At 47.9% G+C, this 21,204-nt stretch carries 22 protein-coding genes; 11 read left to right on the plus strand and 11 right to left on the minus strand.

Annotated elements, in window-relative coordinates:
• Positions 1 to 76: 76 nt before the first annotated feature.
• The 3 genes from uvrA to ACTHR7_RS00115 all read left to right on the plus strand — a co-directional run bounded on the left by uvrA (position 77) and on the right by ACTHR7_RS00115 (position 4,077).
• Entirely contained in the window at positions 77 to 2,923 is a 2,847-nt protein-coding gene (gene uvrA / locus ACTHR7_RS00105) for an excinuclease ABC subunit UvrA (RefSeq protein WP_440370112.1), read from the plus strand.
• A 70-nt stretch (positions 2,924 to 2,993) separates the two neighbouring features.
• On the plus strand, positions 2,994 to 3,506 hold the full coding sequence (locus ACTHR7_RS00110; RefSeq protein WP_107792054.1) for a hypothetical protein: 513 nt from the start codon (positions 2,994 to 2,996) through the stop codon (positions 3,504 to 3,506).
• Positions 3,472 to 4,077 carry a helix-turn-helix domain-containing protein gene (locus tag ACTHR7_RS00115; RefSeq protein WP_107792055.1) on the plus strand — a complete coding sequence of 202 codons (606 nt, stop codon included), beginning with the start codon at positions 3,472 to 3,474 and terminating at the stop codon, positions 4,075 to 4,077. The genes ACTHR7_RS00110 and ACTHR7_RS00115 overlap by 35 nt, the downstream gene beginning before the upstream one ends.
• Positions 4,078 to 4,752: 675 nt before the next feature.
• Here ACTHR7_RS00115 and ACTHR7_RS00120 read toward each other — a convergent pair.
• The 5 genes from ACTHR7_RS00120 to ACTHR7_RS00140 all read right to left on the minus strand — a co-directional run bounded on the left by ACTHR7_RS00120 (position 4,753) and on the right by ACTHR7_RS00140 (position 10,677).
• A complete protein-coding gene (locus ACTHR7_RS00120) occupies positions 4,753 to 5,142 on the minus strand; it encodes a DUF5339 family protein (RefSeq protein WP_049344783.1) in 390 nt (129 codons plus the stop codon).
• A 187-nt stretch (positions 5,143 to 5,329) separates the two neighbouring features.
• Complete coding sequence (gene nrdD, locus ACTHR7_RS00125; protein ID WP_070695565.1) at positions 5,330 to 7,111, minus strand: anaerobic ribonucleoside-triphosphate reductase; 1,782 nt, start codon at positions 7,109 to 7,111, stop codon at positions 5,330 to 5,332.
• 118 nt (positions 7,112 to 7,229) lie between these two features.
• Positions 7,230 to 7,739 carry an anaerobic ribonucleoside-triphosphate reductase activating protein gene (gene nrdG, locus ACTHR7_RS00130; protein ID WP_440370113.1) on the minus strand — a complete coding sequence of 170 codons (510 nt, stop codon included), beginning with the start codon at positions 7,737 to 7,739 and terminating at the stop codon, positions 7,230 to 7,232.
• Between the two features lie 287 nt (positions 7,740 to 8,026).
• Entirely contained in the window at positions 8,027 to 9,169 is a 1,143-nt protein-coding gene (locus tag ACTHR7_RS00135; RefSeq protein WP_440370114.1) for a THUMP domain-containing class I SAM-dependent RNA methyltransferase, read from the minus strand.
• 116 nt (positions 9,170 to 9,285) lie between these two features.
• Complete coding sequence (locus tag ACTHR7_RS00140; RefSeq protein ID WP_063075522.1) at positions 9,286 to 10,677, minus strand: nucleobase:cation symporter-2 family protein; 1,392 nt, start codon at positions 10,675 to 10,677, stop codon at positions 9,286 to 9,288.
• Positions 10,678 to 11,013: 336 nt separating this feature from the next.
• Here ACTHR7_RS00140 and dapA point away from each other — a divergent pair, with 336 nt between their 5' ends.
• The 8 genes from dapA (at position 11,014) to ACTHR7_RS00180 (ending at position 17,001) form a co-directional block, all read left to right on the plus strand.
• Positions 11,014 to 11,889 carry a 4-hydroxy-tetrahydrodipicolinate synthase gene (dapA, locus tag ACTHR7_RS00145; protein WP_107867610.1) on the plus strand — a complete coding sequence of 292 codons (876 nt, stop codon included), beginning with the start codon at positions 11,014 to 11,016 and terminating at the stop codon, positions 11,887 to 11,889.
• 125 nt (positions 11,890 to 12,014) lie between these two features.
• On the plus strand, positions 12,015 to 13,100 hold the full coding sequence (gene bamC / locus ACTHR7_RS00150) for an outer membrane protein assembly factor BamC (RefSeq protein WP_432760666.1): 1,086 nt from the start codon (positions 12,015 to 12,017) through the stop codon (positions 13,098 to 13,100).
• Between the two features lie 121 nt (positions 13,101 to 13,221).
• Positions 13,222 to 13,452, plus strand: a complete 231-nt coding sequence (locus ACTHR7_RS00155; protein WP_003679018.1) for an NGO_0222 family membrane protein — start codon at positions 13,222 to 13,224, stop codon at positions 13,450 to 13,452.
• Between the two features lie 9 nt (positions 13,453 to 13,461).
• Positions 13,462 to 14,055 carry an RdgB/HAM1 family non-canonical purine NTP pyrophosphatase gene (rdgB, locus tag ACTHR7_RS00160; RefSeq protein ID WP_293206498.1) on the plus strand — a complete coding sequence of 198 codons (594 nt, stop codon included), beginning with the start codon at positions 13,462 to 13,464 and terminating at the stop codon, positions 14,053 to 14,055.
• A gap of 75 nt (positions 14,056 to 14,130) precedes the next feature.
• Positions 14,131 to 14,640: a hypothetical protein gene (locus ACTHR7_RS00165; RefSeq protein ID WP_293206501.1), complete on the plus strand. Its 510-nt coding sequence runs from the start codon at positions 14,131 to 14,133 to the stop codon at positions 14,638 to 14,640.
• Between the two features lie 72 nt (positions 14,641 to 14,712).
• A complete protein-coding gene (locus ACTHR7_RS00170) occupies positions 14,713 to 15,051 on the plus strand; it encodes a thioredoxin family protein (RefSeq protein ID WP_440370115.1) in 339 nt (112 codons plus the stop codon).
• A gap of 96 nt (positions 15,052 to 15,147) precedes the next feature.
• Positions 15,148 to 16,323, plus strand: coding sequence for a radical SAM family heme chaperone HemW (hemW, locus tag ACTHR7_RS00175; protein WP_293206507.1), 1,176 nt, complete (start codon positions 15,148 to 15,150; stop codon positions 16,321 to 16,323).
• A 135-nt stretch (positions 16,324 to 16,458) separates the two neighbouring features.
• Complete coding sequence (locus tag ACTHR7_RS00180; protein WP_049344773.1) at positions 16,459 to 17,001, plus strand: opacity family porin; 543 nt, start codon at positions 16,459 to 16,461, stop codon at positions 16,999 to 17,001.
• A gap of 111 nt (positions 17,002 to 17,112) precedes the next feature.
• On the opposite strand, the gene ACTHR7_RS00185 is transcribed toward ACTHR7_RS00180, so the two are convergent.
• The 6 genes from ACTHR7_RS00185 to ACTHR7_RS00210 form a co-directional block, all read right to left on the minus strand.
• On the minus strand, positions 17,113 to 17,481 hold the full coding sequence (locus ACTHR7_RS00185; RefSeq protein WP_293206514.1) for a VanZ family protein: 369 nt from the start codon (positions 17,479 to 17,481) through the stop codon (positions 17,113 to 17,115).
• Positions 17,478 to 17,687 carry a dioxygenase gene (locus ACTHR7_RS00190; RefSeq protein ID WP_107769413.1) on the minus strand — a complete coding sequence of 70 codons (210 nt, stop codon included), beginning with the start codon at positions 17,685 to 17,687 and terminating at the stop codon, positions 17,478 to 17,480. Before ACTHR7_RS00190 ends, ACTHR7_RS00185 begins: the two co-directional genes overlap by 4 nt.
• A gap of 103 nt (positions 17,688 to 17,790) precedes the next feature.
• Positions 17,791 to 18,369 carry an aminoacyl-tRNA hydrolase gene (gene pth, locus ACTHR7_RS00195; RefSeq protein ID WP_107769415.1) on the minus strand — a complete coding sequence of 193 codons (579 nt, stop codon included), beginning with the start codon at positions 18,367 to 18,369 and terminating at the stop codon, positions 17,791 to 17,793.
• A gap of 54 nt (positions 18,370 to 18,423) precedes the next feature.
• Entirely contained in the window at positions 18,424 to 18,696 is a 273-nt protein-coding gene (locus ACTHR7_RS00200; protein ID WP_070460839.1) for an RnfH family protein, read from the minus strand.
• On the minus strand, positions 18,689 to 19,120 hold the full coding sequence (locus ACTHR7_RS00205) for a type II toxin-antitoxin system RatA family toxin (RefSeq protein ID WP_070460841.1): 432 nt from the start codon (positions 19,118 to 19,120) through the stop codon (positions 18,689 to 18,691). Before ACTHR7_RS00205 ends, ACTHR7_RS00200 begins: the two co-directional genes overlap by 8 nt.
• A 90-nt stretch (positions 19,121 to 19,210) precedes the next feature.
• Positions 19,211 to 21,118: an ATP-binding cassette domain-containing protein gene (locus ACTHR7_RS00210; RefSeq protein ID WP_293206524.1), complete on the minus strand. Its 1,908-nt coding sequence runs from the start codon at positions 21,116 to 21,118 to the stop codon at positions 19,211 to 19,213.
• Positions 21,119 to 21,204 lie beyond the last annotated feature (86 nt).

Raw genomic sequence — 21,204 nt, forward strand, 5'->3', positions numbered from 1 at the left:
TGCTTTATCTATCCAGTCTGTCATTTGAAAAGTGCTACAATAGCCGTTTATTTTATTTTTCAGACGGCCTGACAATATGTGCAACCATCATCCCAAACATTCACACGATAATGACACCATCCGCATCCGCGGCGCGCGTACACATAATTTAAAAAATGTCGATTTGGACATTCCGCGCCACAAACTCGTGGTGGTAACAGGATTGTCAGGCAGTGGCAAATCGTCGCTGGCGTTTGATACTTTATATGCCGAAGGCCAACGCCGTTATGTTGAAAGCCTTTCTGCCTATGCCCGTCAATTTTTGCAGATGATGGACAAACCCGATGTCGATTTGATTGAAGGCCTGTCGCCCGCAATTTCCATCGAGCAAAAATCCACCAGTCACAATCCGCGCTCAACCGTCGGCACGGTTACGGAAATCCACGATTACCTGCGCCTTTTGTACGCACGCGTCGGCACGCCGTATTGCCCCGAACACAATCTGCCGCTATCCAGTCAAACCGTATCACAGATGGTCGATGCCGTATTGAAACTGCCGGAAGACACGCGCGTGATGATTTTGGCGCCGGCAGTGCGCGAGCGTAAGGGCGAGTTTGTCGATTTCTTTGCCGACTTGCAGGCTCAGGGTTTTGCGCGTGTACGCGTGGACGGCGAAGTCTATCAGCTTGACGAAGTACCGAAGCTGGAAAAAAACATCAAACACAACATCGACGTCGTCATCGACCGTATTAAAGTAAAAGCCGACATTAAACAACGACTGGCGGAAAGTTTTGAAACCGCGCTTCGCCACGGCAACGAACGCGCACTGGCGATGGAAATGGACAGCGGCGAAGAACATTGGTTCTCCGCGCGTTTCGCCTGTCCTGTATGTTCATACAGCCTGCCCGAATTAGAGCCGCGTCTGTTTTCGTTCAACAACCCGATGGGCTCCTGTCCGACTTGCGACGGTTTGGGCAATACCAACTTCTTCGATCCCGAAAAAGTGGTCGCGCATCCCGAATTATCCTTAGCCGCAGGCGCGATTGACGGCTGGGACAAGCGTAACCAATTCTATTTCCAAATGATTCAGTCGCTGGCGCGGCATTACGGTTTCGACGTGCAGGCTGCTTGGGAAACGCTACCTGAAAAAGTGAAAAAAGTCGTGTTGCACGGCTCGGGCAAAGAAGTTATCGACTTCACTTACCTGTCCGAACGCGGCACCACCTTTAACCGCAGCCATGCCTTCGAGGGCATCATTCCCAATCTCGAACGCCGCTACCGCGAAACCGACAGTGAAACCGTGCGCGAAAAACTGCGCGAATACCAAAACCACCGCGCCTGCCCGAGCTGCGGCGGCGCACGTTTGCGCAAAGAAGCACGCTACGTTTACGTCAGCGGCGAACCCTTGCACGAAATCTCCGCTTGGCCGCTGACCAAAACCCACCAATTCTTTGAAACGCTGGATTTGGACGGCAACAAAAAACAAATCGCCGAAAAAATCCTCAAAGAAATCATTGAGCGACTCGGCTTCCTGATTAACGTCGGGCTGGATTACCTGAATCTCTCCCGCTCCGCCGAAACCCTCTCCGGCGGCGAAGCCCAGCGCATCCGCCTCGCCAGCCAAATCGGCAGCGGCCTGACCGGCGTGATGTACGTTTTGGACGAACCCTCCATCGGCCTGCACCAGCGCGACAACGACCGCCTGCTCGCCACCCTCAAACGCCTGCGCGACTTGGGCAACAGCGTGATTGTGGTCGAACACGACGAAGACGCCATCCGTGAAGCCGATTTCGTCGTCGATATGGGCCCCGGCGCGGGCGAACACGGCGGCAACGTATTGATTGCCGACACCCCCGAAAACGTCGCCAAATGTGAAAACTCCGTTACCGGACAATACCTCAGCGGCAAAAAATCCATTGCCGTGCCGTCTGAACGCACGCCCGTCAATCCCGACCGAATGCTCGTCCTTAAAGGTGCGCGCGGCAACAACCTCAAAAACGTTACCCTCGAACTGCCGCTCGGTTTGATTACCTGCATCACCGGCGTATCCGGCAGCGGCAAGTCCACCCTGATTAACGACACCCTCGCCAAAATCACCGCCCGAGAACTCAATCGCGCCCAAGAAGAACCCGCCCCATACGACGACATCCGCGGCCTTGAACACCTCGACAAAGTCATCAATGTCGACCAATCCCCCATTGGCCGCACCCCGCGCTCCAACCCCGCCACCTACACCGGCCTGTTCACCCCCATCCGCGAACTCTTCGCCGGCGTCCCCCTCTCGCGCGAACGCGGCTACAACGTCGGCAGATTCTCCTTCAACGTCAAAGGCGGCCGCTGCGAAGCCTGCCAAGGCGACGGCGTGATTAAAGTCGAAATGCACTTCCTGCCCGACGTGTACGTCCCCTGCGAAGTCTGCCACGGCAAACGCTACAACCGCGAAACCCTCGAAATCCAATACAAAGGCAAAAACATCAGCCAAGTCCTCGACATGACCGTTGAAGAAGCCCGCGAATTTTTCGACGCCGTCCCCACCGTATCGCGCAAACTGCAAACCCTCATGGACGTAGGCCTGGGCTACATCCGCCTCGGCCAGTCCGCCACCACCCTCTCCGGCGGCGAAGCCCAGCGCGTCAAACTCGCCTTGGAACTCTCCAAACGCGACACCGGCAGAACGCTCTACATCCTCGACGAACCCACCACCGGCCTGCACTTCGCCGACATCGCCCTGCTGCTCGAAGTCATAGGCCGTCTGAAAGGTAAAGGCAACTCGATTGTGATTATCGAGCATAATCTGGATGTGATTAAAACTGCGGATTGGATTGTGGATTTGGGGCCGGAAGGCGGAGATGGCGGGGGGAGGATTATTGCTAAAGGTAGCCCCGAGCAGGTGGCGAAGATTAAGGGGAGTTATACTGGGAAGTATTTGGGAGGAATATTATAAATAAGCTATTCTTAAATAGCTCCCATTGTGTGCTATTTTTTGATAAAATAACTTATAGGTTAAGTTGCAAATGACTATCACATTAAATTCATTAACCACAATAGGACATCCAGATCCGAAAATACTCTTTCGAGTTTATCGAAATTCTTGGCGCATTTTTACTTATCATAGTAAGGACCATGATTATTATAAAATTGCAGCAGAAGTTATTCGTAAGGATAAAAAATATATAAATGATCATAGAAACTTACTTACAAACCTTGGAAATCGATGCGAATCAGGGCTACCACTAACTACTATGTATGATGAAAAAGAATTGCATGAGATTTGTAAGGCAAAATGTAGTAATTTGAAAAGTGAGTTAAAAATTTTTAGGATTAGAAAAAATGATTTGAGATTAATTTTTATATACTATCCACCCAATAAGGAAATTATTTTATTAGATTTACTTATCAAGAAAAAAGATAAATATAGTAATGGAGAATTAGATAAGATACGTCGTATTGCCTGCTCTATTTTTACAGATGATGACATTAAAAAAGAACTAAATGATGATGAAAATTATGAAGAACAACTTACCTAGCCATAATGTATTGAATAAAGACGATTTTTCTTATTTATTCGATTTTTCTGATTTTGATACTGTAGATTTATCTAAAGAAAAAATAGCTTCTAGTTTAGCAGCATTAATTTCTTATTCTGGAATTAAGAGAAAAGACCTAGCCAAAAAGCTAAAATGGAAAGAAAGCAGACTAAGTAAAGCTTTGTCTGGTAGGCAAAACCTTACGTTAAAATCCATTACAGAAATAACAGTAGCCCTTGGATATGATTTTGATATTATTTTCCATAAAAACTATGGCATAAAGCCTTATATTCAACCATGGGAAATCAATCAACATAATAGCCATGGTATTTCATCTAAGATTCCCAATACCATTACCTTTATTAATTTAAATATTAATTTTCTTGATAAGAATACAATAAGTTCTAATTTTAATGTTATTAATGGTCTAGAAAATTTGAATTCTAATTTTAATGTTATTAATAGTCTAGAAAATTCGAATTCTAATTTTAATGTCATTAATAGTCTAGAAAATTCGAATGATGGGTCTCCTTATTTATTTAAAAAAGATCTCATTACAATTAACAACTAATAACTCATTTAATTAATAGGATTGCAATTATGTCAAATAATAGTTTTAATTCCAATGGCTATCAGACTATTTTCTGCGATAGAATTATGAGAATGTCAGTCAGTGCCTCCGTGTCTAAGTTAGATTTCGGTAGTTTTACCAACGAGAATGAAAATTCATCTTTAGAAATAACGACAAGATTAGTTATTCCCACTGAAGTTTTAGTACAGACACTTCCGTTATTACTTGAACAAATATCCAATCAAGATATGAAAAATGGCCTAGTAACTGATTTAAAGAAACTAATCGATTATTTGAATAATAATTGATACCTTACATACTGAATAATCTGCAAGCCGTAGCCTGCATATCCAACCGACTGCGTGCGTCGCTGCACCATACACCCTACCTGTGAATTACGCGGAACTTCAAAACCAACGCGTAGGGTGTGTGCGGTACGCACGCACGCGGTTGTTTGATTGACGGCTTGCCGTTTTAATTTTTAACTTCGTTGAAGTTGTTTGATTGACCGTTACGTTTCAACTTTTAACTTTGTTGAAGCTAGCGCTTTCAGACGGCATGAGAAATGGCCGTCTGAAAACTGAAAAAGCTTTATCTAAAACAACCACCCTAACTCACAAAACAAAAAACGGATTCCAAATTATTGGAATCCGTTTTTCTGTAAAGCTATCCGAATTATTTAGCTTCTTCTTTAGCATCTTCAGCAGCTTCTTTTGCATCTTCCGCTGCGTCTTTTGCGTCTTCTTTAGCCTCTTCAGCAGCATCTTTGGCTTCTTCGGCTTTTTCTTCAGGAGTTTCGGCAGCAGGAACGCCTTTCAAAGCGTCCAAAGAAGTTTTACAAGTTGCATCGCGTTGGTCTGCAGGCAGGTTTTTCAATGCTTCTTTGGTTTGTTCGAAAGATTTTTGCATCATGTCTTTGGTTGCGGCATCTACGTCTTTAGTTGCTTCGGCAAATGCTTTTTCGTATTCGTCACAAACGGCAGAAGAAGATGAGCCTGAACCGCCGCCGCATGCTGACAGGGACAGGGCTGCCAACAAAGCCGCCAATAAAGCTGATGTTTTCATGTGTCTCTCACTTTTTTAAATTTAGGTTAAAGGATGTTATATGTTAATTCATTATATGAAGGTGTCAAGAATTTTTGTTTAATTTAATCAAAACTATATCATTGAAAGAGCCTGCCTATCTCAATATGATCAAGGCCGTCTGAAATTTCAGACGGCCTTAGGTTTGCAAGCAATCTTTTTCCAACGATTACGCCGCTTTACGGTGATAATGTCTGAGCGCGTGTTCTTTACGTCTTCCGCTTGAGAAGGCGGATACGCGTTTCAGGTAGCCGATCACTCGGGTGCCGTAGTCGATGTCGTGGCTGCCGCAGGCGGAACAGGCGTGCAGGGTGCGTTTGTCGATATGGCCGCATTCGTTGCAAATGGTAATGCGTACGTTCACGCAGAAGTAGTTGCAGCCGGTTTGTGCGGCGATGTCCAAGAGCGAGCGGTAGCCGGATTCGGGCAGGGCTTCGTCGAGGTTCAGGTGCAGCGCGGAGCCGCCGTCGAGCCAGTCCACCAGTTCTTTGCCGTGCAGCAGGAATTTGTCAAGCGCGTTGATTTCTTCGTCTTCGACGACGTAGAAATAGGAGTTGTAGCATTCGCGGCTGACTTTGTAGCCGTCGGCTTTGTCCCATTTGGCGTTTTTCACGCCGAGATTCTCGGCGGGAACAAACTCGGTGTTGAACTTCACGCCATAGTGTTTGCTGGCGGCTTGGTTGGCTTCGAATATGGTTTTCAGACGGCCTTGGACAAAGTTGATGTAGTCGTCGTTGTAGCCGACTTTAATGCCTTGCGATTCGGCGGCTTCCGCCATGCCGTTGATGCCGATGGTGAGGAATTGTTTGTCTAGCGTGATGAAGCCTGCATCGTAAACGGGCAGCATTCCTGCGGCTTGATATTCTTCCATCAGTTTGCGGTAGGCGTATTGGTATTTGTGGATTTTGGCGACTTCGGCGGCAAGGTCGCGCCCGTCTTGCTCCAGTCGGTTCATGTTGATGGTGATGACGTTGATGGAACCGGTCGCCACGCCGCCCGCGCCGAGGGTGTAGCTGAAGGTGCGGTCTTCAATGGCGTTACGCAGGCGACAGCAGGAAGCCAACGAGTCGGGGTTGTCGGAAAGATAGACGAAGAAGGAATTACCTTCCGCCAACTCTTTCGCCATTTCATCGGCAAAAACGGTGTCTTTGCATTTGCCGCCGTCGGTCAGCATTGCGGCGGTCACGACAGGGAAGGTCAAAACGGCTTTGGTGCGTTCCTGATTGAACCATTTAAGGAAGAAGTTTTGCAGCTTCGCCACGCTCGCCCACACTGGTTTGCTGAAATCGGGAAAGACGAAATCGCCAAACATCGCGTCGAAATAGTATTGATCGTAAACGGAAATATTCCAAAACACGCTCTGATAACCGCGTGCGGCGGCGGGCTGGTTGATGCTGTACACCACCTGCTGCATGTGGTTGGCGATTTCTTTGGCGTGGGTTTCCAAATAATCGTCGCCGTAGTCTTTGCGGGCGAAGTAGTCGAAATAAGTCAGAAATTCCACCGTCGCCACCGCGCCGGCAAACTGCGCGCTGATGGCAAACACAAGATTGATAAACGAGCCGCAAAACGATGCCAGATGCTGCGGCGCCTTAGATTCGCCGCCGAGTTTGCTTAAGCCGTCGAGCAGGAAAGGATACAGCGTAACCGACACACAATAAGGCTTGAGGCTGGTTTCGTCGTGCACATAAATCTCATGCGCCTCAATCTGGCGGATGTATTCGTCAGCCACGGATTGGTCGAAAATTTCGGCGATTTTGCGCGATACTTGGGCGCGGTTAATCTGCACGAAAAAGTCTTTCATAATTTCCGCTTCCATCGTGGCGATGTTTTTCTGGGTAACGTTGGCGTTGGCATCCATTTTCGAGCCGTCCGCCGCGTTTTGCGCGCTGATGTAGTCGCGCATAAATTGTAGTTTTCCGTTTAACTGTTCGGGATGCAGCCGAATCATGTTAATTCTCCTGTATGGGTTTGGATGATTTATCAAGCAATGACGGTCAGGCCGTCTGAAACATCGCTGTCAGCGAATACAATAAATTCAATTTAAATCAGTGCAATACAGCACGAGGCTAAATTGAAGCCACTGGAAACACTTTAGGCGCGGGTTTGTCTTTGATAAACAGTCGGTTCAACACTTCACCCGTGCGCAAATCGACAAACTTCTGATTGGTGGTCGGGCTGTCCAAGCCGCCCAGCTCCATCTGCCAGCGGCCGGTTTTCAGATACGTCAGATAAGGCAGAATGCCGTCTGAAACCGCCTCTAACTCCTCGCGATCCAAGCCGGTGTACAAGCAGGCTTTTAGACCTTCCTGAGTAACAATGGCCAGCATTTTCTGCAAGGATTTCGGTTGCCATTCTCCTCCCATAAACAACACACAGCTGATTAATCCGCGATAGCGTTTCAGACGGCCTTTTAAATAATCCTCGGTCAATTCCGTGCCGATACCCTCTTTCCATGTATCGGCACTGTGGCAACCTTTGCAACGCAACGGACATCCTGAAAACAGAAATGCCAGCGACACTTCGCCCGGCACTTCCTGCCATACAATTTGCTCAACTGTAAATTTCAAGCTGCTCATTGCAATACCATAAAACACAAGATATGGTGCAAATTAAAACACAAGACTACTAGATATGGTATTTATATTTAACAATGCATTTTACTCATGTAATAGATTTTTATTATTTATATGATTGTCTATTACTATAAAATAGCAGTTTTAAACCAATAAAAAGGCCGTCTGAACACGATTCAGACGGCCTGAAATTAAAAAAAGAGAAGCAAAATCCGTTATAGCAAAGTCTATCCAAAAAAATAAAAAAAGGCCGTCTGAAATCATCTTTCAGACGGCCTCGATTTCAGGTTTTAACCCCGATTCGAGCCTTTAACCATATCCATCAAAAACAATCGGCAATCCAAGTTGCCATTGAACAGCGGAATCTTACGCTTCGGAGAAAGGCGCATAAATTTCGGCATATCGCGATCGCCGGTAAACATCCCAACCAGCCAACCTGCGTAATGCTGTTTCAACCATGTGCCCAGTTGCGGATAAAGCGCCTGTAAAGCCTGAATTTCGGCAAGGCGCACGCCATAAGGCGGATTGGAAATCATAATGCCGTGTTCGCCGTTCGGCCGCGCGGCTTGCGCATCTTGCACGTCAAAGCGGATGAAATTATCCACTTCGGCGGCTTGGGCATTGGCCAATGCAGCACGAATCATATAGCGGTCATTATCGCTGCCGGAAATTGGCGCGGTGGCCGGTTTGATTTGTTTTTCAGCTTCACGGCGCAGGGCTTGCCATTTTTCTTTGTCGAAGTTTTGCAGTTTTTCAAAACCGAAACGGCGCATCAAGCCCGGCGCACGGTGTGTCGCAATCCATGCAGCCTCAATGGCAATCGTGCCGCTGCCGCAAAACGGGTCTTGGAAAGGTTGCGTACCGTCATAGCCTGCCAAAAGCAGCAAACCTGCCGCCAAGTTTTCCCTTAATGGCGCTTCACCGGTATCCTGACGATATCCGCGTTTGAAGAGCGCTTCGCCGGAAGTATCGATAAAGATTTCCACATTGCGCTCATCGATAAAGGCATGAATGCGGATATCAGGGTTGATTTTGCCCACGCTCGGACGCGCATCATAAATATCGCGGAAGGCATCACAGACGGCATCTTTGATTTTCAAACCGACAAAATCCAAGCTTTTCACATTGGCGCGCTTGCCTTCAACTTTGACTTTGAAGGTCTGCTCCAGCTTAAACCAACCTGTCCAATGCAGATTTCGTGCCAGTTTGTAGATATCGTGTTCGTTGCGATAACCGCCTTTGGTCAAACGCAGCAAAACGCGGCTGGCAACGCGCGAATGCAGGTTGATGCGATACACCTGCTCCATTGTGCCTTTACATGCCACGCCGCCGTCAACAGCGCGGATATCCTGACATGCCATGCGTTCGAGTTCCTGCGTCAAAGGCGCTTCCAAACCGCGGGGACAAGTGATAAAAAGTGAATAAACCGTCATATAAAACCTTTCCGGGTAGAGCTATCCGAACCACTCGGATAATAAATAAAAACAATATTATAGCCGAAAAACCAAAGGCCGTCTGAAACTTCAGACGGCCTTTGAACAAAGTTTGCTTAGTGATCCAAACTGTCGGTTTCAACCTTAACCGCTTTATCGGTTTTATCTTCCGGCAAAACCAAGTTCAACAATACCGCCATAATACCGCCGGCAGAGATTGAGTTTTGGAACAATACCGGCAGGTTTTTGAACACTTCCGGCTCAAATGCCACACCCAAACCCAAACCTACAGAAGTTGCCGCGATAACCGCTTCACGGCGGCGAATACCGTGGCTGACCAAAATCCGCACACCGGCAATCGCAATCAGGCCGAACATCAACACCATTGCGCCACCCAAAACCGGACTCGGAATCGTAGTAAACGCGCGGCCGATGACAGGGAACAAGCCCAACAATACCAAAATCGCCGCAATATATTTGCCCACATGACGCGAAGCCACGCCGGTCATTTGAATCACGCCGTTATTTTGCGCAAACGTGGTTAAAGGCAAAGAGCCCAACGCAGTCGCAATTACAGAAACCAAACCATCTGCCAATACGCCACCGCGCAGACGTTTGGTGTATTCCTCACCCTCAATCGGCTGCTCGGAGACCATCGCAGTCGCCGTCAAATCGCCAACTGCTTCAAATACGCTCAACAGGAAAATCGCACCGGCAACGATAAACGCGTGCCAATCAAATGCGAAACCATATTTAAACGGAACAGGCAGGGTAATCAGCGGCAGGTTTTGCAGGGCGGAAAAATCTACTTTGCCCAAAAACAGCGCAACAATATAACCGACAATCAAACCCACCGCGATGCCGCTCATACGCAGCAATGGGTTTTTCAAGCAGTTGAAAACCAATACAATCAGCAACACCAGCGATGCCAGACCTAAGTTTTCCATCGAACCGAACGTACCGTCTGCTTTCGCACCGAAGCCGCCGCCGAAATCGGTAATGCCGACATGCACCAAGCTCAGGCCAATCAGCATGACGACCACGCCGCTTACAGTCGGCGTAATCACTTTTTTCAAATAAGGCAAAAGCCAAGCGGAGAAGCACACCAAAAACGCGCCGACAAAGGACACGCCCAAGAGCGTTGAAATCATCACATCTTTAGTCAAGCCGCCCTCTTTCATACCGGTACCGAGCGCAATCATCACGGTAACAAAAGAGAAGTTGACCGACTGAATCGACAACATACCCGAACCGACCGGCCCGAAACGGTTAACCTGCAAATAAGTGCCGACACCTGAAGCCACCATCGCCATCGACACCAAATAAGCCGTCATTTCAACCGGCAGCTCCAACGCCCCGCCGACAATCAATGCCGGAGTAATCATCGGGACAAAAATCGCCAGAAGGTGCGTAACCGCACTCAACAACGCATTCCCAAACGGCGGCTTGTCTTCCAAACCATAAACCAAATCAAGCGATTCCGCCTGTTTTTCAGTCATTCCGGCCATGTTGAACCTTCTCTCAAGAATCGTTAAAAAATATTAAGATGCATATTTTAACCAATTTGAAATGTATCAGCAAATTCAAAACCATCAGGCCGTCTGAAAGTTCCGCCCAATCGTTTTCAGATGGCCTCAAACCGCCTTAACACATTTTAATTCTTGACATCATTTTTCCATCTCAAAACAAACAAATCAATGATTTAAAAATGTATTATTCATTAAGATAATGACAAGTTACCATTACACGGCAAAGCCTCATAGCGGATATGTTTCACACAAACAACAAAGTAAGCTACAATCCGATGAATAATTCACCCACACCATAAAATTAAAGGTTTCCGTATGTTAAAAGGCAGTCTGGTTGCCCTGATTACTCCGATGAATCAAGACGGCAGCATCAACTACGAACAACTTCATGACTTAATTGACTGGCACATTGAAAACGGCACCGACGGCATCGTCGCAGTCGGCACCACCGGCGAGTCAGCCACCCTGCCTGTCGAAGAACATTTGGCCGTTATTGAAGCCACTGTCAAACACGTCAGCAAGCGCATTCCCGTTATCGCCGGTACAGGCGCCAACAATACTGTCGAAGCCATCGCCCTTTCCAAAGCAGCCGAGCAAGCCGGTGCGGACTACACCTTATCTGTTGTTCCCTACTACAACAAACCTTCGCAAGAAGGCATTTACCAACATTTTAAAGCCATCGCCGAAGCCACTTCGATTCCGATGATTATCTATAATGTTCCCGGCCGTACCGTCGTGAGCATGAGCAACGACACTATTTTGCGTTTAGCCGAGATTCCGAATATCATCGGCGTGAAAGAAGCCAGCGGCAATATCGGCAACAACATCGAATTGATCAACAGCGTTCCTGAAGGTTTTGCCGTGTTCTCCGGCGATGATCCTACCGGCCTGCCTTTCATGCTGTGTGGCGGTCATGGCGTGGTAACCGTCGCAGCCAACGTTGCACCGAAACTCTTTGCCGATATGTGCCGAGCCGCCCTTGAGGGCGATATTGCGACCGCCCGTCGTCTAAACGAGCAACTTATCCCAATTTATAACACCATGTTCTGCGAGCCCAGCCCGGCCGCGCCCAAATGGGGCCTGAGCTTATTGGGCAAATGCGAACCCCATGTTCGTCTGCCTTTGGTAGCACTGACCGAAGCCGGTCAAGCCAAAGTCCGAGCCGCTCTGGAAAAATCAGGACAAATCTGATCCGGAAATAAGGCCGTCTGAATCTAAACACCCTTTTCAGACGGCCTCCCTGTCAAGAACTTCATCCACAGGAAAACAAGATGACCTATATCAAACCCATCGTAGTAGCCCTCGCCCTGATTAGCATGACTGCCTGTTCCGGCAGCAAAAAAGAACAACCCGAACTCGACTATCAAAGTCAATCGCACCGCTTGGTCAAACTGGAAGTACCACCTGATTTGAACAACCCAGACCAAGGCAACCTCTATCAATTACCGGCAGGCAGCGGCGCCGTCCGCGCCAGCGACCTCAACAAGCGCCGCACTCAGGCCGTACAACAACCTGCCAATGCAGAAGTTTTGAAATCCGTTAAAGGTGTACGCCTTGAGCGCGACGGCAACCAACGCTGGTTGGTTGTCGATGGCAAATCGCCTCGCGAAATTTGGCCGTTGCTGAAAGTGTTCTGGCAAGAAAACGGTTTCGACATCAAATCTGAAGAACCAGCCATCGGCCAAATGGAAACCGAGTGGGCTGAAAACCGAGCCAAAATCCCTCAAGACAGCCTGCGCCGTCTGTTGGACAAAGTCGGCTTGGGCGGCATCTACTCTACCAGCGAACGTGACAAGTTCATCATCCGCATCGAACAAGGTAAAAACGGTTCGACCGACATCTTCTTCGCCCACAAAGGCATGAAAGAAGTTTATGCCGACCGTAAAAAAGACACTACGATGTGGCAACCGGGTGAAAACGACCCTAACCTCGAAGCCGCATTCCTCGCCCGCTTTATGCAATATTTGGGCGTTGACGGTCAGCAAGCCGAACAGGCTCTGACCCAAAGCGTTGCCGCCCGCAGCAATGCTTCTGAATTGGCGCGTGTGGACAACGGCACTTTGTTGCTGGCAGGTGATTACGGCCGCAACTGGCGCCGTACCGCCCTTGCGCTTGACCGCATCGGCCTGACTGTTATCGGTCAAAATGCCGAACGCCGTGCTTTCTTGGTTCAACAAGCACCAACCGAAGGCGAAGCAGTTGCCAATAAAAAACCGGGCCTGTTCAAACGCGTATTTGGCAAAGGCAAAGCAGAAGCGCCAAAGACTTATCCTGAAATCATTGTTTATGTTGAGCCTATCAACAATGGCGCACGCCTCCATCTGTTGAACAAAGACGGCAGCCCATACAAAGGCAGCGATGCCTCCACATTGCTGAGCCGCCTGCACACAGAATTGCGTTAATCCGTTATTCGACTTAAGGCCGTCTGAAATATTCAGACGGCCTTTTTAACGAATCCAGCATGGTTTCAAATTCCCAATCTGACGTTATAATCAGAACATTTCCCCCCTCCCCCAAGCTGCCATGACCCGACAAAAAGCCTATCTGCTCCTGACCGCCCTGTTTACCCTGATGTTTATCGTACTGATTCTGTTGGGCGCTTATCTTCTGAGCATTCACAGCAAACAATTTGCCGTTGCCGCCTTTCTGTTTGCCTTTGCCGCCGTTTTTGCCCAAATCGGCAGCCTTGCCCTTTACATCCGCCACAAAGCACGCGCACAAATGGCTCGTATGCAGCAAACCGAAAACCATTAAGGAAAAACCATGTTTGAAAAAATCGTCCTTGCCAGTGGCAACGCAGGCAAACTCAAAGAATTTTCCCGCCTCTTCGCCGACTTAAACATCGAAATCCTGCCGCAATCGCAGTTCAATACGCCCGAATGTCCCGAGCCGTACCATACCTTCGTTGAAAATGCCCTGGCTAAAGCACGTCATGCCGCCAAATACAGCGGCTTACCGGCACTTGCCGACGACTCCGGCATCTGCACCAACGCCTTAAACGGCGCACCCGGCATTTTCTCCGCACGTTATGCAGGCGAAAACCCTAAATCCGATGCTGCAAACAACGCCAAACTGTCTGCCGATCTTGCCGATAAGGACGATAAAAGCTGCTACTACGTCTGCGTCCTTGTCCTCGTCCGCCACGAAAATGACCCACAACCCATCATTGCAGAAGGCATCTGGCGTGGACAATGGCAGGCAGAAGCAGCCGGTACAAACGGCTTCGGCTACGATCCACATTTCTATCTGGCCAAACATGGTTGCACCGCTGCCGAGCTTGACCCTGAAATCAAAAATGCCGAAAGCCACCGCGCCCAAGCATTGCGTGAACTATTAAGAAAAATCGAATCCTTATAAATCAATAATAGGCCGTCTGAAAACCTGAAACGTTTTTTTAGATGTTCTAAATCCAACAAATAATGGAAGAAATCCATGTCCCCTAAGCAAATCCTGATTGTCGCCATCCGCTTGGTCGCTTTAATCGGTATCGTACAAACACTTGGTAGCATTGCTACCATTTTCGTACAGACAGAAAGCATGTATGACAGTAAACAAATCTCATCCGTAATGATGCTCTACGGCGTGTATTTAATTGCATGGCTGCTGCTATGGTGTTTCCCTGCCGCCATTGCCAACCGCCTATTGCCCGAACATCTGCAAACCGTGCAGGAAGCCCCAAAACACCCTGCACCATGGCTGACGACCGGTATTGTATTAATAGGCATATATACTGTTTTCCAAGTCATCCCTGACCTAATTTACCAGTTCTCTCTCTATCTTTTTGTACAGTCTATTGCTATCGACACACATACATCCGTTTGGGCGGACCTCGGCGCACAAAACCAAGCCGGTATACTTGCCAACATCGCGCAGCTTTTTATCGGCATTTTCCTGCTATTCGGCGCACCAAAACTCTCGTCTTGGATACGCAAAAGACTTTAACAACAGGCCGTCTGAAACCTTCAGACGGCCTACCTCACATTCATTCCCATGCCCAAGCCCACACCTGAAGAATTGGCAGCCTTTGCAAAACACGTCGCTGCCTTCATCCCAACCACACCTGACGAACTTCTTCAACTCATTGACAGTCAAGAAGCTGCTATCGTCTTTTTAGGCAAACCAAGCTGTTCATACTGTCGCCGTTTTGTTGCAAAACTGTCTACCGTTTCCTTAAACAAGCAGCTTACCATCCGCTTTACAGACAGCAGCAACAAAGCAGCTTTAAAAACTTTTCGTGAACAACACGGCATCAAAACTGTTCCCGCACTACTCAAAATCTCACAAGGCAAAATAAAATTCGTCTGCAATTCCAAATTATCAGAAGAAGAAATTGAAGCTTTTTTGAGCGCTTAGACTTCGCATATTTCCTACTGATTACTTTCCCAGCCTACATTTCAGTTAAAATAACGGCCTAAAAATTTCAGACGGCCTTAAGCCTCAACACATACCATGACCCAAATCACTTTCCAACGCCCCGGACAACTCACCGCCCTGCCGCCCTTGTCGCTCTACATCCACATCCCGTGGTGCATCAAAAAATGTCCGTATTGCGACTTTAATTCCCACAGCCTGAAAAACGGCCTGCCGGAAGAAGCCTATATCGATGCCCTATTAACCGACTTGCAACTTGAATTGCCCAATATTTGGGGCAGACCGGTGGAAACCATATTCTTCGGCGGCGGCACACCCAGCCTGTTTCAAGCGGAATCAATTGACCGTTTGTTAAGCGGCGTGCGTTCGCTGTTGCGCTTACAACCTGAAGCGGAAATTACTTTAGAAGCGAACCCGGGCACATTTGAAATTGAGAAGTTTCAAGGATTTAAAGACGCAGGCATTACGCGCCTGTCTATTGGCGTGCAGAGTTTTAACGACGATATGCTTGCTCGATTGGGACGCGTTCACAATGGCAAAGAAGCCCTGACAGCTATTGATACTGCATTGAAATTATTTGATAAAGTCAATATTGATTTGATGTATGCCCTGCCAAACCAAACGGTTCAGACGGCCTTAAACGATGTGCAAACCGCTATCGCAACAGGCGTATCGCATATCAGCGCATATCATCTGACAATGGAACCGAACACGCCTTTCGGTCATACGCCGCCCAAAGGATTGCCGCAAGATGAAGCAGCATTGGATATTGAAGATGCCGTACACGGTGCATTGGAAGGCGCAGGCTTTATCCACTATGAAACATCGGCTTTTGCAAAACCTGGTATGCAGTGCCGCCATAATTTGAACTACTGGCAGTTCGGCGATTACTTGGGCATAGGCGCGGGCGCGCACGGCAAAATTTCCTATCCCGACCGTATCGAACGCACCGTCCGCCGTCGTCATCCCAACGACTATCTTGCCGCCATGCAGAGCAATCCGCATGAAGCAGTTGAACGAAAAACCATTGCCGCCGAAGACCTTCCATTCGAATTCATGATGAACGCCCTGCGCCTGACCGACGGCGTACCTGCCGCAATGTTGCAGGAACGTACCGGCGTACCCACTGCAAAAATCATGGCACAAATCGAAACCGCCAGACAAAAAGGCCTGCTTGAATCAGACCCGACCGTATTCCGCCCGACCGAACAAGGCTGTTTGTTCTTAAACGATTTGTTACAGTGTTTTTTATAAGTGCGATTTTACAACAGCTGACACATTTTTAGATTTGCTTAATTTTCCACAAGAAAATACAATCAGAATAATTGTTGGGAATGAACAATCCCGGCGATTATCCACTACTCCTAATCCTACATTAAGGACAAAACAATGAAAAAAGTTCTGGTAACACTGATTGCTCTTTCCCTGCCTGCATTTGCATTGGCTGATGAAACCAAAGGTTTTTATGTTCAGGCTGATGCTGGTCATGCTACTGTAAAACTGGGTGGCGCATCAATTAAAGGCTTTAGCCCTCGTATTTCTGCAGGCTACGATTTCGGCGATTTCCGTGTTGCTGCCGACTATACGCATTATAAATCTGCAAAGATTAATGTACCTTCGGTATATGCTGAGGCTAAATATCACAGTGCCGGTGTATCTGCTATTTATGATTTTGACCTGCAAGCTCCTGTAAAACCTTATGTAGGTGTTCGCCTGGGTCTTAACCACTCTACTCATAAATATCAAACAGCCGAACAAACAGCTGAACGTAAGGATACTAAAATTGGCGTAGGTGCAATGGCTGGTGTAAGTTATGATGTAACTCAAAATGTAGCACTGGATGCAGGCTATCGCTATAACCACTGGAGCAAGATCAATAACGTTAAGCTCCATTCCCACGAAGTATCTGCCGGTGTACGCGTAAAATTCTAATATTTAAATACTTGGCATGAAGTAACGATTGCTTCATGCATCAAGTAACAAAAGGCCGTCTGAAACCTGTTTCTCAGGATTTTAGACGGCCTTTAAGTTGTTTAAATATGTCTAACTTTTTGCTGCTTTTACTTTTGCTGCAAACCACAGCGCCGCAGCCGTACCTGCCATATCGGCAATGCCGTCCGCGATCGAACCCTGGCGCGTAGTAGTCAGAAATGCCTGAGCCAGCTCGCTTCCTATGGCAAACAATAAAGCGGCAAACAGAATGCCTTTATAGGGAATATTCCTATTGTCTTGAATAAATATTTTTGCGCACAGCCATGCCTGTCCGAAAAACAGTCCGAAATGGCCAACTTTATCAAAATGGGGAAATGGTGGAGCGCTATTGCCGCCCTCTTTGAAAAGTAAGGCATAAATGGCGGCGGCAAACCAGATAAAGGCAGCGGCAGTGAATTTGTTTAATGGTAAGGCTTTCATTTGTCGGCCTCTTCATCCAGCCATGTTTGGCAGATATCTGCCAAGCGGACAAATTTCCCACCCCGCGCCTTCAAAATATCACGCCATTGTGCCACTTCTTCTGCATCCGGGGCATCTTCAATACTGCATTCGTAAAGGCAGAAGTCTAATGTTTCGCCAACAATGCCCGGGGGTTCGGTCTGCATAAGGCTGATCAGTTCGTTCATATTTACTGTTTCTTCGATTGGTTTATCGCTAGCCAGACTGCGCCGTCTGTTTTCAGGCCGTCTGAACATGATGTACAAGGTTGCCCGTTTGATTCGGGTACGCTTACTTACTGTGTAAAAAACGTGTTGCTTCTTCCCATTCGCCATTCAACACGGCCGGCAATCCTTGCAGGGATTTGGCGATGGAATCATCAATTTGTTGTCTGTGTTCTGCCGACGGTTTATTCAACACATAACCGATAACCAAATTACGGTCGCCCGGATGATCAATACCCAAGCGCAGGCGGTAGAAATTAGGCGTACCTAAACGAGCCTGAATGTCTTTGAGACCATTGTGTCCACCGTTGCCGCCGCCAAGTTTGAATTTGATACGACCGCATGGAATATCCAGCTCGTCATGAACCACCAAGATTTCCTCCGGCTTGATTTTGTAAAACTGAGCCAAAGCGGCAACGGCCTGACCGGAACGGTTCATAAAGGTCATGGGTTTGAGCAGCCAAACATCACCATCAGGCGTAGTGGCGCGTGCTACTTCGCCGTAAAATTTCTTTTCGTCTTTAAAATTAACTTTCCATTTCCACGCCAGTTCATCCAACAGCCAAAAGCCAACATTGTGGCGCGTTTGTTCGTATTCTTGGCCTGGATTGCCCAAACCGACGATTAATTTAATTTTCAAGCTCATTACTGTTCTTTCAGTTTGACAGGCCGTCTGAAAAAGTTTCAGACGGCCTTTGATTTATTCTTGCCCAGCGCGTTTACGTCGCGCTTCTTTCGGATCAATCAACAATGGACGATAAACCTCAATCCGATCGCCATCGCGCAACACAGTCTCACTTTTCACGACCTTGCCGAAAATACCCAAAGGCGCTTGCTGTAAATCCAACTCTGGGAACTCCACCTCCAAACCGCTTTGCAGGGCAGCTTCGCGTACGGTTGTACCTTCGGCAACGGTCATACCCTTCAACACTTGCCTATCGGCTAGTCCGTAAACAATTTCAATCTCAAGCATAGCGGCGGTCGGCCTCTTTAATAAAAGCATCCACCAATGTACCGGCGAGATGGCCGAACACCGGGGAAATCATGGCAGAGAGTATGGCATTGGAGAAATCGTATTCTAATCTGAATTCGACTTTACACATATCATCGCCCAAGTCGATAAATTTCCAAGTGCCACGCAGGATTTTAAACGGCCCTTCGAGCAAATCCATGCGGATTTCCTGCCCCGGGATATTGTGATTGTGCGTCGCAAATGATTGCTTGACACGCATATAGTCCATAAACAGGCGCGCTTTTAGCTCATTGCCTTTGCGTTCGATGACTTCGGTCTTGCTGTACCACGGCAAAAATTTTGGATAGTCCTCAACTTTGTCCACCAGCTCAAACATTTCCTTAGCACTATGCAGCACCAATACGTTTTTCTCGACTTTTTTCATGTTGGTTGTAGACCTTGTTTTTGAATATTCGGGGTTCAGACGGCATGATTTAGAAAAATATCTGCCCTACTTTGGGACAAAATTCCTAATTTAAACCGCTTCGCCATTTTGTTTCGCTTCCAGCCATTCCCAACGTTCCAGCTTTTCCAAAAGCGACATCTCGATTTCTTCAGCCCTGCTTTGTAACGCACCTGCTTTTTCGTAATCTTTGAAAATTTCAGGATCGGAAAGCTGGGTATTGATTTCAGCCTGCTCAGTTTCCAAAGCAGCGATTTCATCAGGCAGGGCATCGAGTTCGCGCTGTTCTTTATAGGAAAGTTTGACCGTGCGGTTGGCTTTGGGTTTGACTTTCTCAGTCTCTGCAACCGCTTTAGGCGCAGAGGCCGTCTGAATTTTATCTTCCCGCGATTTTGCGTCGATATAGTCCTGATAGCCGCCGATGTATTCTTTCAGACGGCCTTGTCCTTCGAAAACAATGCTTTGAGTAATCACATTATCCAAGAACATACGGTCATGCGAGACAAGGAATACCGTGCCTTGGTAATCTCGCAACAGGTCTTCGAGCAGCTCTTGGGTATCGATGTCCAAGTCGTTGGTCGGTTCGTCCAAGACCAGGATATTGGCAGGGCGGGTAAAGAGTTTTGCCAACAGGAGTCGGTTGCGTTCGCCGCCGGAGAGTGATGAAACGGGACTTTGTGCGCGGGCTGGATGGAACAGGAAATCTTCCAAATAGCTCATCACATGCTTTTTCTTACCACCGACTTCAACGTAATCATTGCCCTGTCCGAGCGTGTAAAACACGGTGTCGTTTTCGTTCAACGCGCTGCGGAACTGGTCGAAATAAGCAACTTCCTGTTTACTGCCGATACGGATTCTGCCGTAGGTCGGCTGCAATTCGCCCAAAATCAGCTTAAGGAAGGTGGTTTTACCGATACCGTTTGGACCGATTAAGCCGATTTTGTCGCCGCGCTGCAAAATGGCGGAGAATTTGTCCATGATGACTTTGTCGCCATAGGCAAAAGAAGCGTGTTCCAATTCGGCGATGATTTTGCCGCTTTTTTCGCCGCTGTCGAGCTTAAAGTTGACCTGCCCTTGTACGTTGCGGCGTTCGGCGCGCTGGCGGCGCAGCTCTTCCAAACGGCGCACGCGGCCTTCGTTACGGGTACGGCGCGCTTCGATGCCTTTGCGTATCCATGCTTCTTCCTGTGCGTGGAATTTGTCGAAGAGGCGGTTATGTTCCGCCTCGACTGCCAACTCTTGCGCTTTTTTCTCGCTGTATTTGGAGAACGAGCCAGGATAGGAGCGCAGAATGCCGCGGTCGAGTTCAACGATGCGCGTGGCGATATTATCCAAAAAACGGCGGTCGTGGGTAATCACGACCAAGCTGCCTTCAAACGCTTTGAGCAGGTTTTCCAGCCAGATAATCGCGTCGATATCCAAATGGTTGGTCGGCTCGTCCAGCAGCAATACGTCGGGCTTTTGCACCCAAGCCTGCGCCAAAGCGACGCGCTTTTTCTGACCGCCGGAAAGGTTGCCGATTTTTTCGTTTTCCGGCAAACCGAGTTCCCCCAAAGTCTGCTTAACTGCCGCATCCAGCTTCCAGCCGTCCTTCGCTTCGATTTCAAGTTGCAATTCGTTGAGTTCTTTCAACAAAGCCTCACTCGAACCATTTTCCAACTCATGGCTGACATGATGATAACGGCGCAATAAATCGCGAATTTCGCCCAATCCTTCGGCAACGGTATCAAATACGGTTGCATCCTTATCAAAAAAGGATTCTTGCGGCACATAAACGATTTTGAGGTTGTTTTGAACAATAATCTGTCCATCGTCAAGCTTTTGTACACCGGCGAGGATTTTTAAAAACGAAGACTTACCCGCACCGTTGCGGCCGATTAAACCGATTTTCTCGCCGCTGTCGAGTTGAAAAGAAGTTTTGTCGAGCAAGGCGACGTGGCCGACGGCAAAAGAAGCATTTTCTACAGATAAGATATTCATGGGGAAACTTCAAAAAAGAAAAGGGGGACATTTTAACCGATTATCGGCAGATATTTACCGACAATCATATGAAATTGAAAGTATCA

Origin of the sequence: Neisseria sp. P0007.S010 (assembly GCF_051962875.1) — a bacterium.
In the GTDB taxonomy this organism is placed as follows: Bacteria; Pseudomonadota; Gammaproteobacteria; order Burkholderiales; family Neisseriaceae; genus Neisseria; species Neisseria subflava_A.

Coding starts and splice junctions, on each gene's coding strand:
- rdgB (WP_293206498.1), top strand. CDS start 13,462: ATGTTTGAAAAAATCGTCCTTGCCAGTGGCAACGCAGGCAAACTCAAA.
- uvrA (WP_440370112.1), top strand. CDS start 77: ATGTGCAACCATCATCCCAAACATTCACACGATAATGACACCATCCGC.
- nrdG (WP_440370113.1), bottom strand. CDS start 7,739: ATGAGCAGCTTGAAATTTACAGTTGAGCAAATTGTATGGCAGGAAGTG.
- ACTHR7_RS00190 (WP_107769413.1), bottom strand. CDS start 17,687: ATGAACGAACTGATCAGCCTTATGCAGACCGAACCCCCGGGCATTGTT.
- ACTHR7_RS00135 (WP_440370114.1), bottom strand. CDS start 9,169: ATGACGGTTTATTCACTTTTTATCACTTGTCCCCGCGGTTTGGAAGCG.
- dapA (WP_107867610.1), top strand. CDS start 11,014: ATGTTAAAAGGCAGTCTGGTTGCCCTGATTACTCCGATGAATCAAGAC.
- ACTHR7_RS00110 (WP_107792054.1), top strand. CDS start 2,994: ATGACTATCACATTAAATTCATTAACCACAATAGGACATCCAGATCCG.
- ACTHR7_RS00180 (WP_049344773.1), top strand. CDS start 16,459: ATGAAAAAAGTTCTGGTAACACTGATTGCTCTTTCCCTGCCTGCATTT.
- ACTHR7_RS00120 (WP_049344783.1), bottom strand. CDS start 5,142: ATGAAAACATCAGCTTTATTGGCGGCTTTGTTGGCAGCCCTGTCCCTG.
- ACTHR7_RS00205 (WP_070460841.1), bottom strand. CDS start 19,120: ATGAAAAAAGTCGAGAAAAACGTATTGGTGCTGCATAGTGCTAAGGAA.
- ACTHR7_RS00210 (WP_293206524.1), bottom strand. CDS start 21,118: ATGAATATCTTATCTGTAGAAAATGCTTCTTTTGCCGTCGGCCACGTC.
- bamC (WP_432760666.1), top strand. CDS start 12,015: ATGACTGCCTGTTCCGGCAGCAAAAAAGAACAACCCGAACTCGACTAT.
- ACTHR7_RS00115 (WP_107792055.1), top strand. CDS start 3,472: ATGATGATGAAAATTATGAAGAACAACTTACCTAGCCATAATGTATTG.
- nrdD (WP_070695565.1), bottom strand. CDS start 7,111: ATGATTCGGCTGCATCCCGAACAGTTAAACGGAAAACTACAATTTATG.
- ACTHR7_RS00165 (WP_293206501.1), top strand. CDS start 14,131: ATGTCCCCTAAGCAAATCCTGATTGTCGCCATCCGCTTGGTCGCTTTA.
- ACTHR7_RS00155 (WP_003679018.1), top strand. CDS start 13,222: ATGACCCGACAAAAAGCCTATCTGCTCCTGACCGCCCTGTTTACCCTG.
- ACTHR7_RS00140 (WP_063075522.1), bottom strand. CDS start 10,677: ATGGCCGGAATGACTGAAAAACAGGCGGAATCGCTTGATTTGGTTTAT.
- ACTHR7_RS00200 (WP_070460839.1), bottom strand. CDS start 18,696: ATGCTTGAGATTGAAATTGTTTACGGACTAGCCGATAGGCAAGTGTTG.
- pth (WP_107769415.1), bottom strand. CDS start 18,369: ATGAGCTTGAAAATTAAATTAATCGTCGGTTTGGGCAATCCAGGCCAA.
- hemW (WP_293206507.1), top strand. CDS start 15,148: ATGACCCAAATCACTTTCCAACGCCCCGGACAACTCACCGCCCTGCCG.
- ACTHR7_RS00185 (WP_293206514.1), bottom strand. CDS start 17,481: ATGAAAGCCTTACCATTAAACAAATTCACTGCCGCTGCCTTTATCTGG.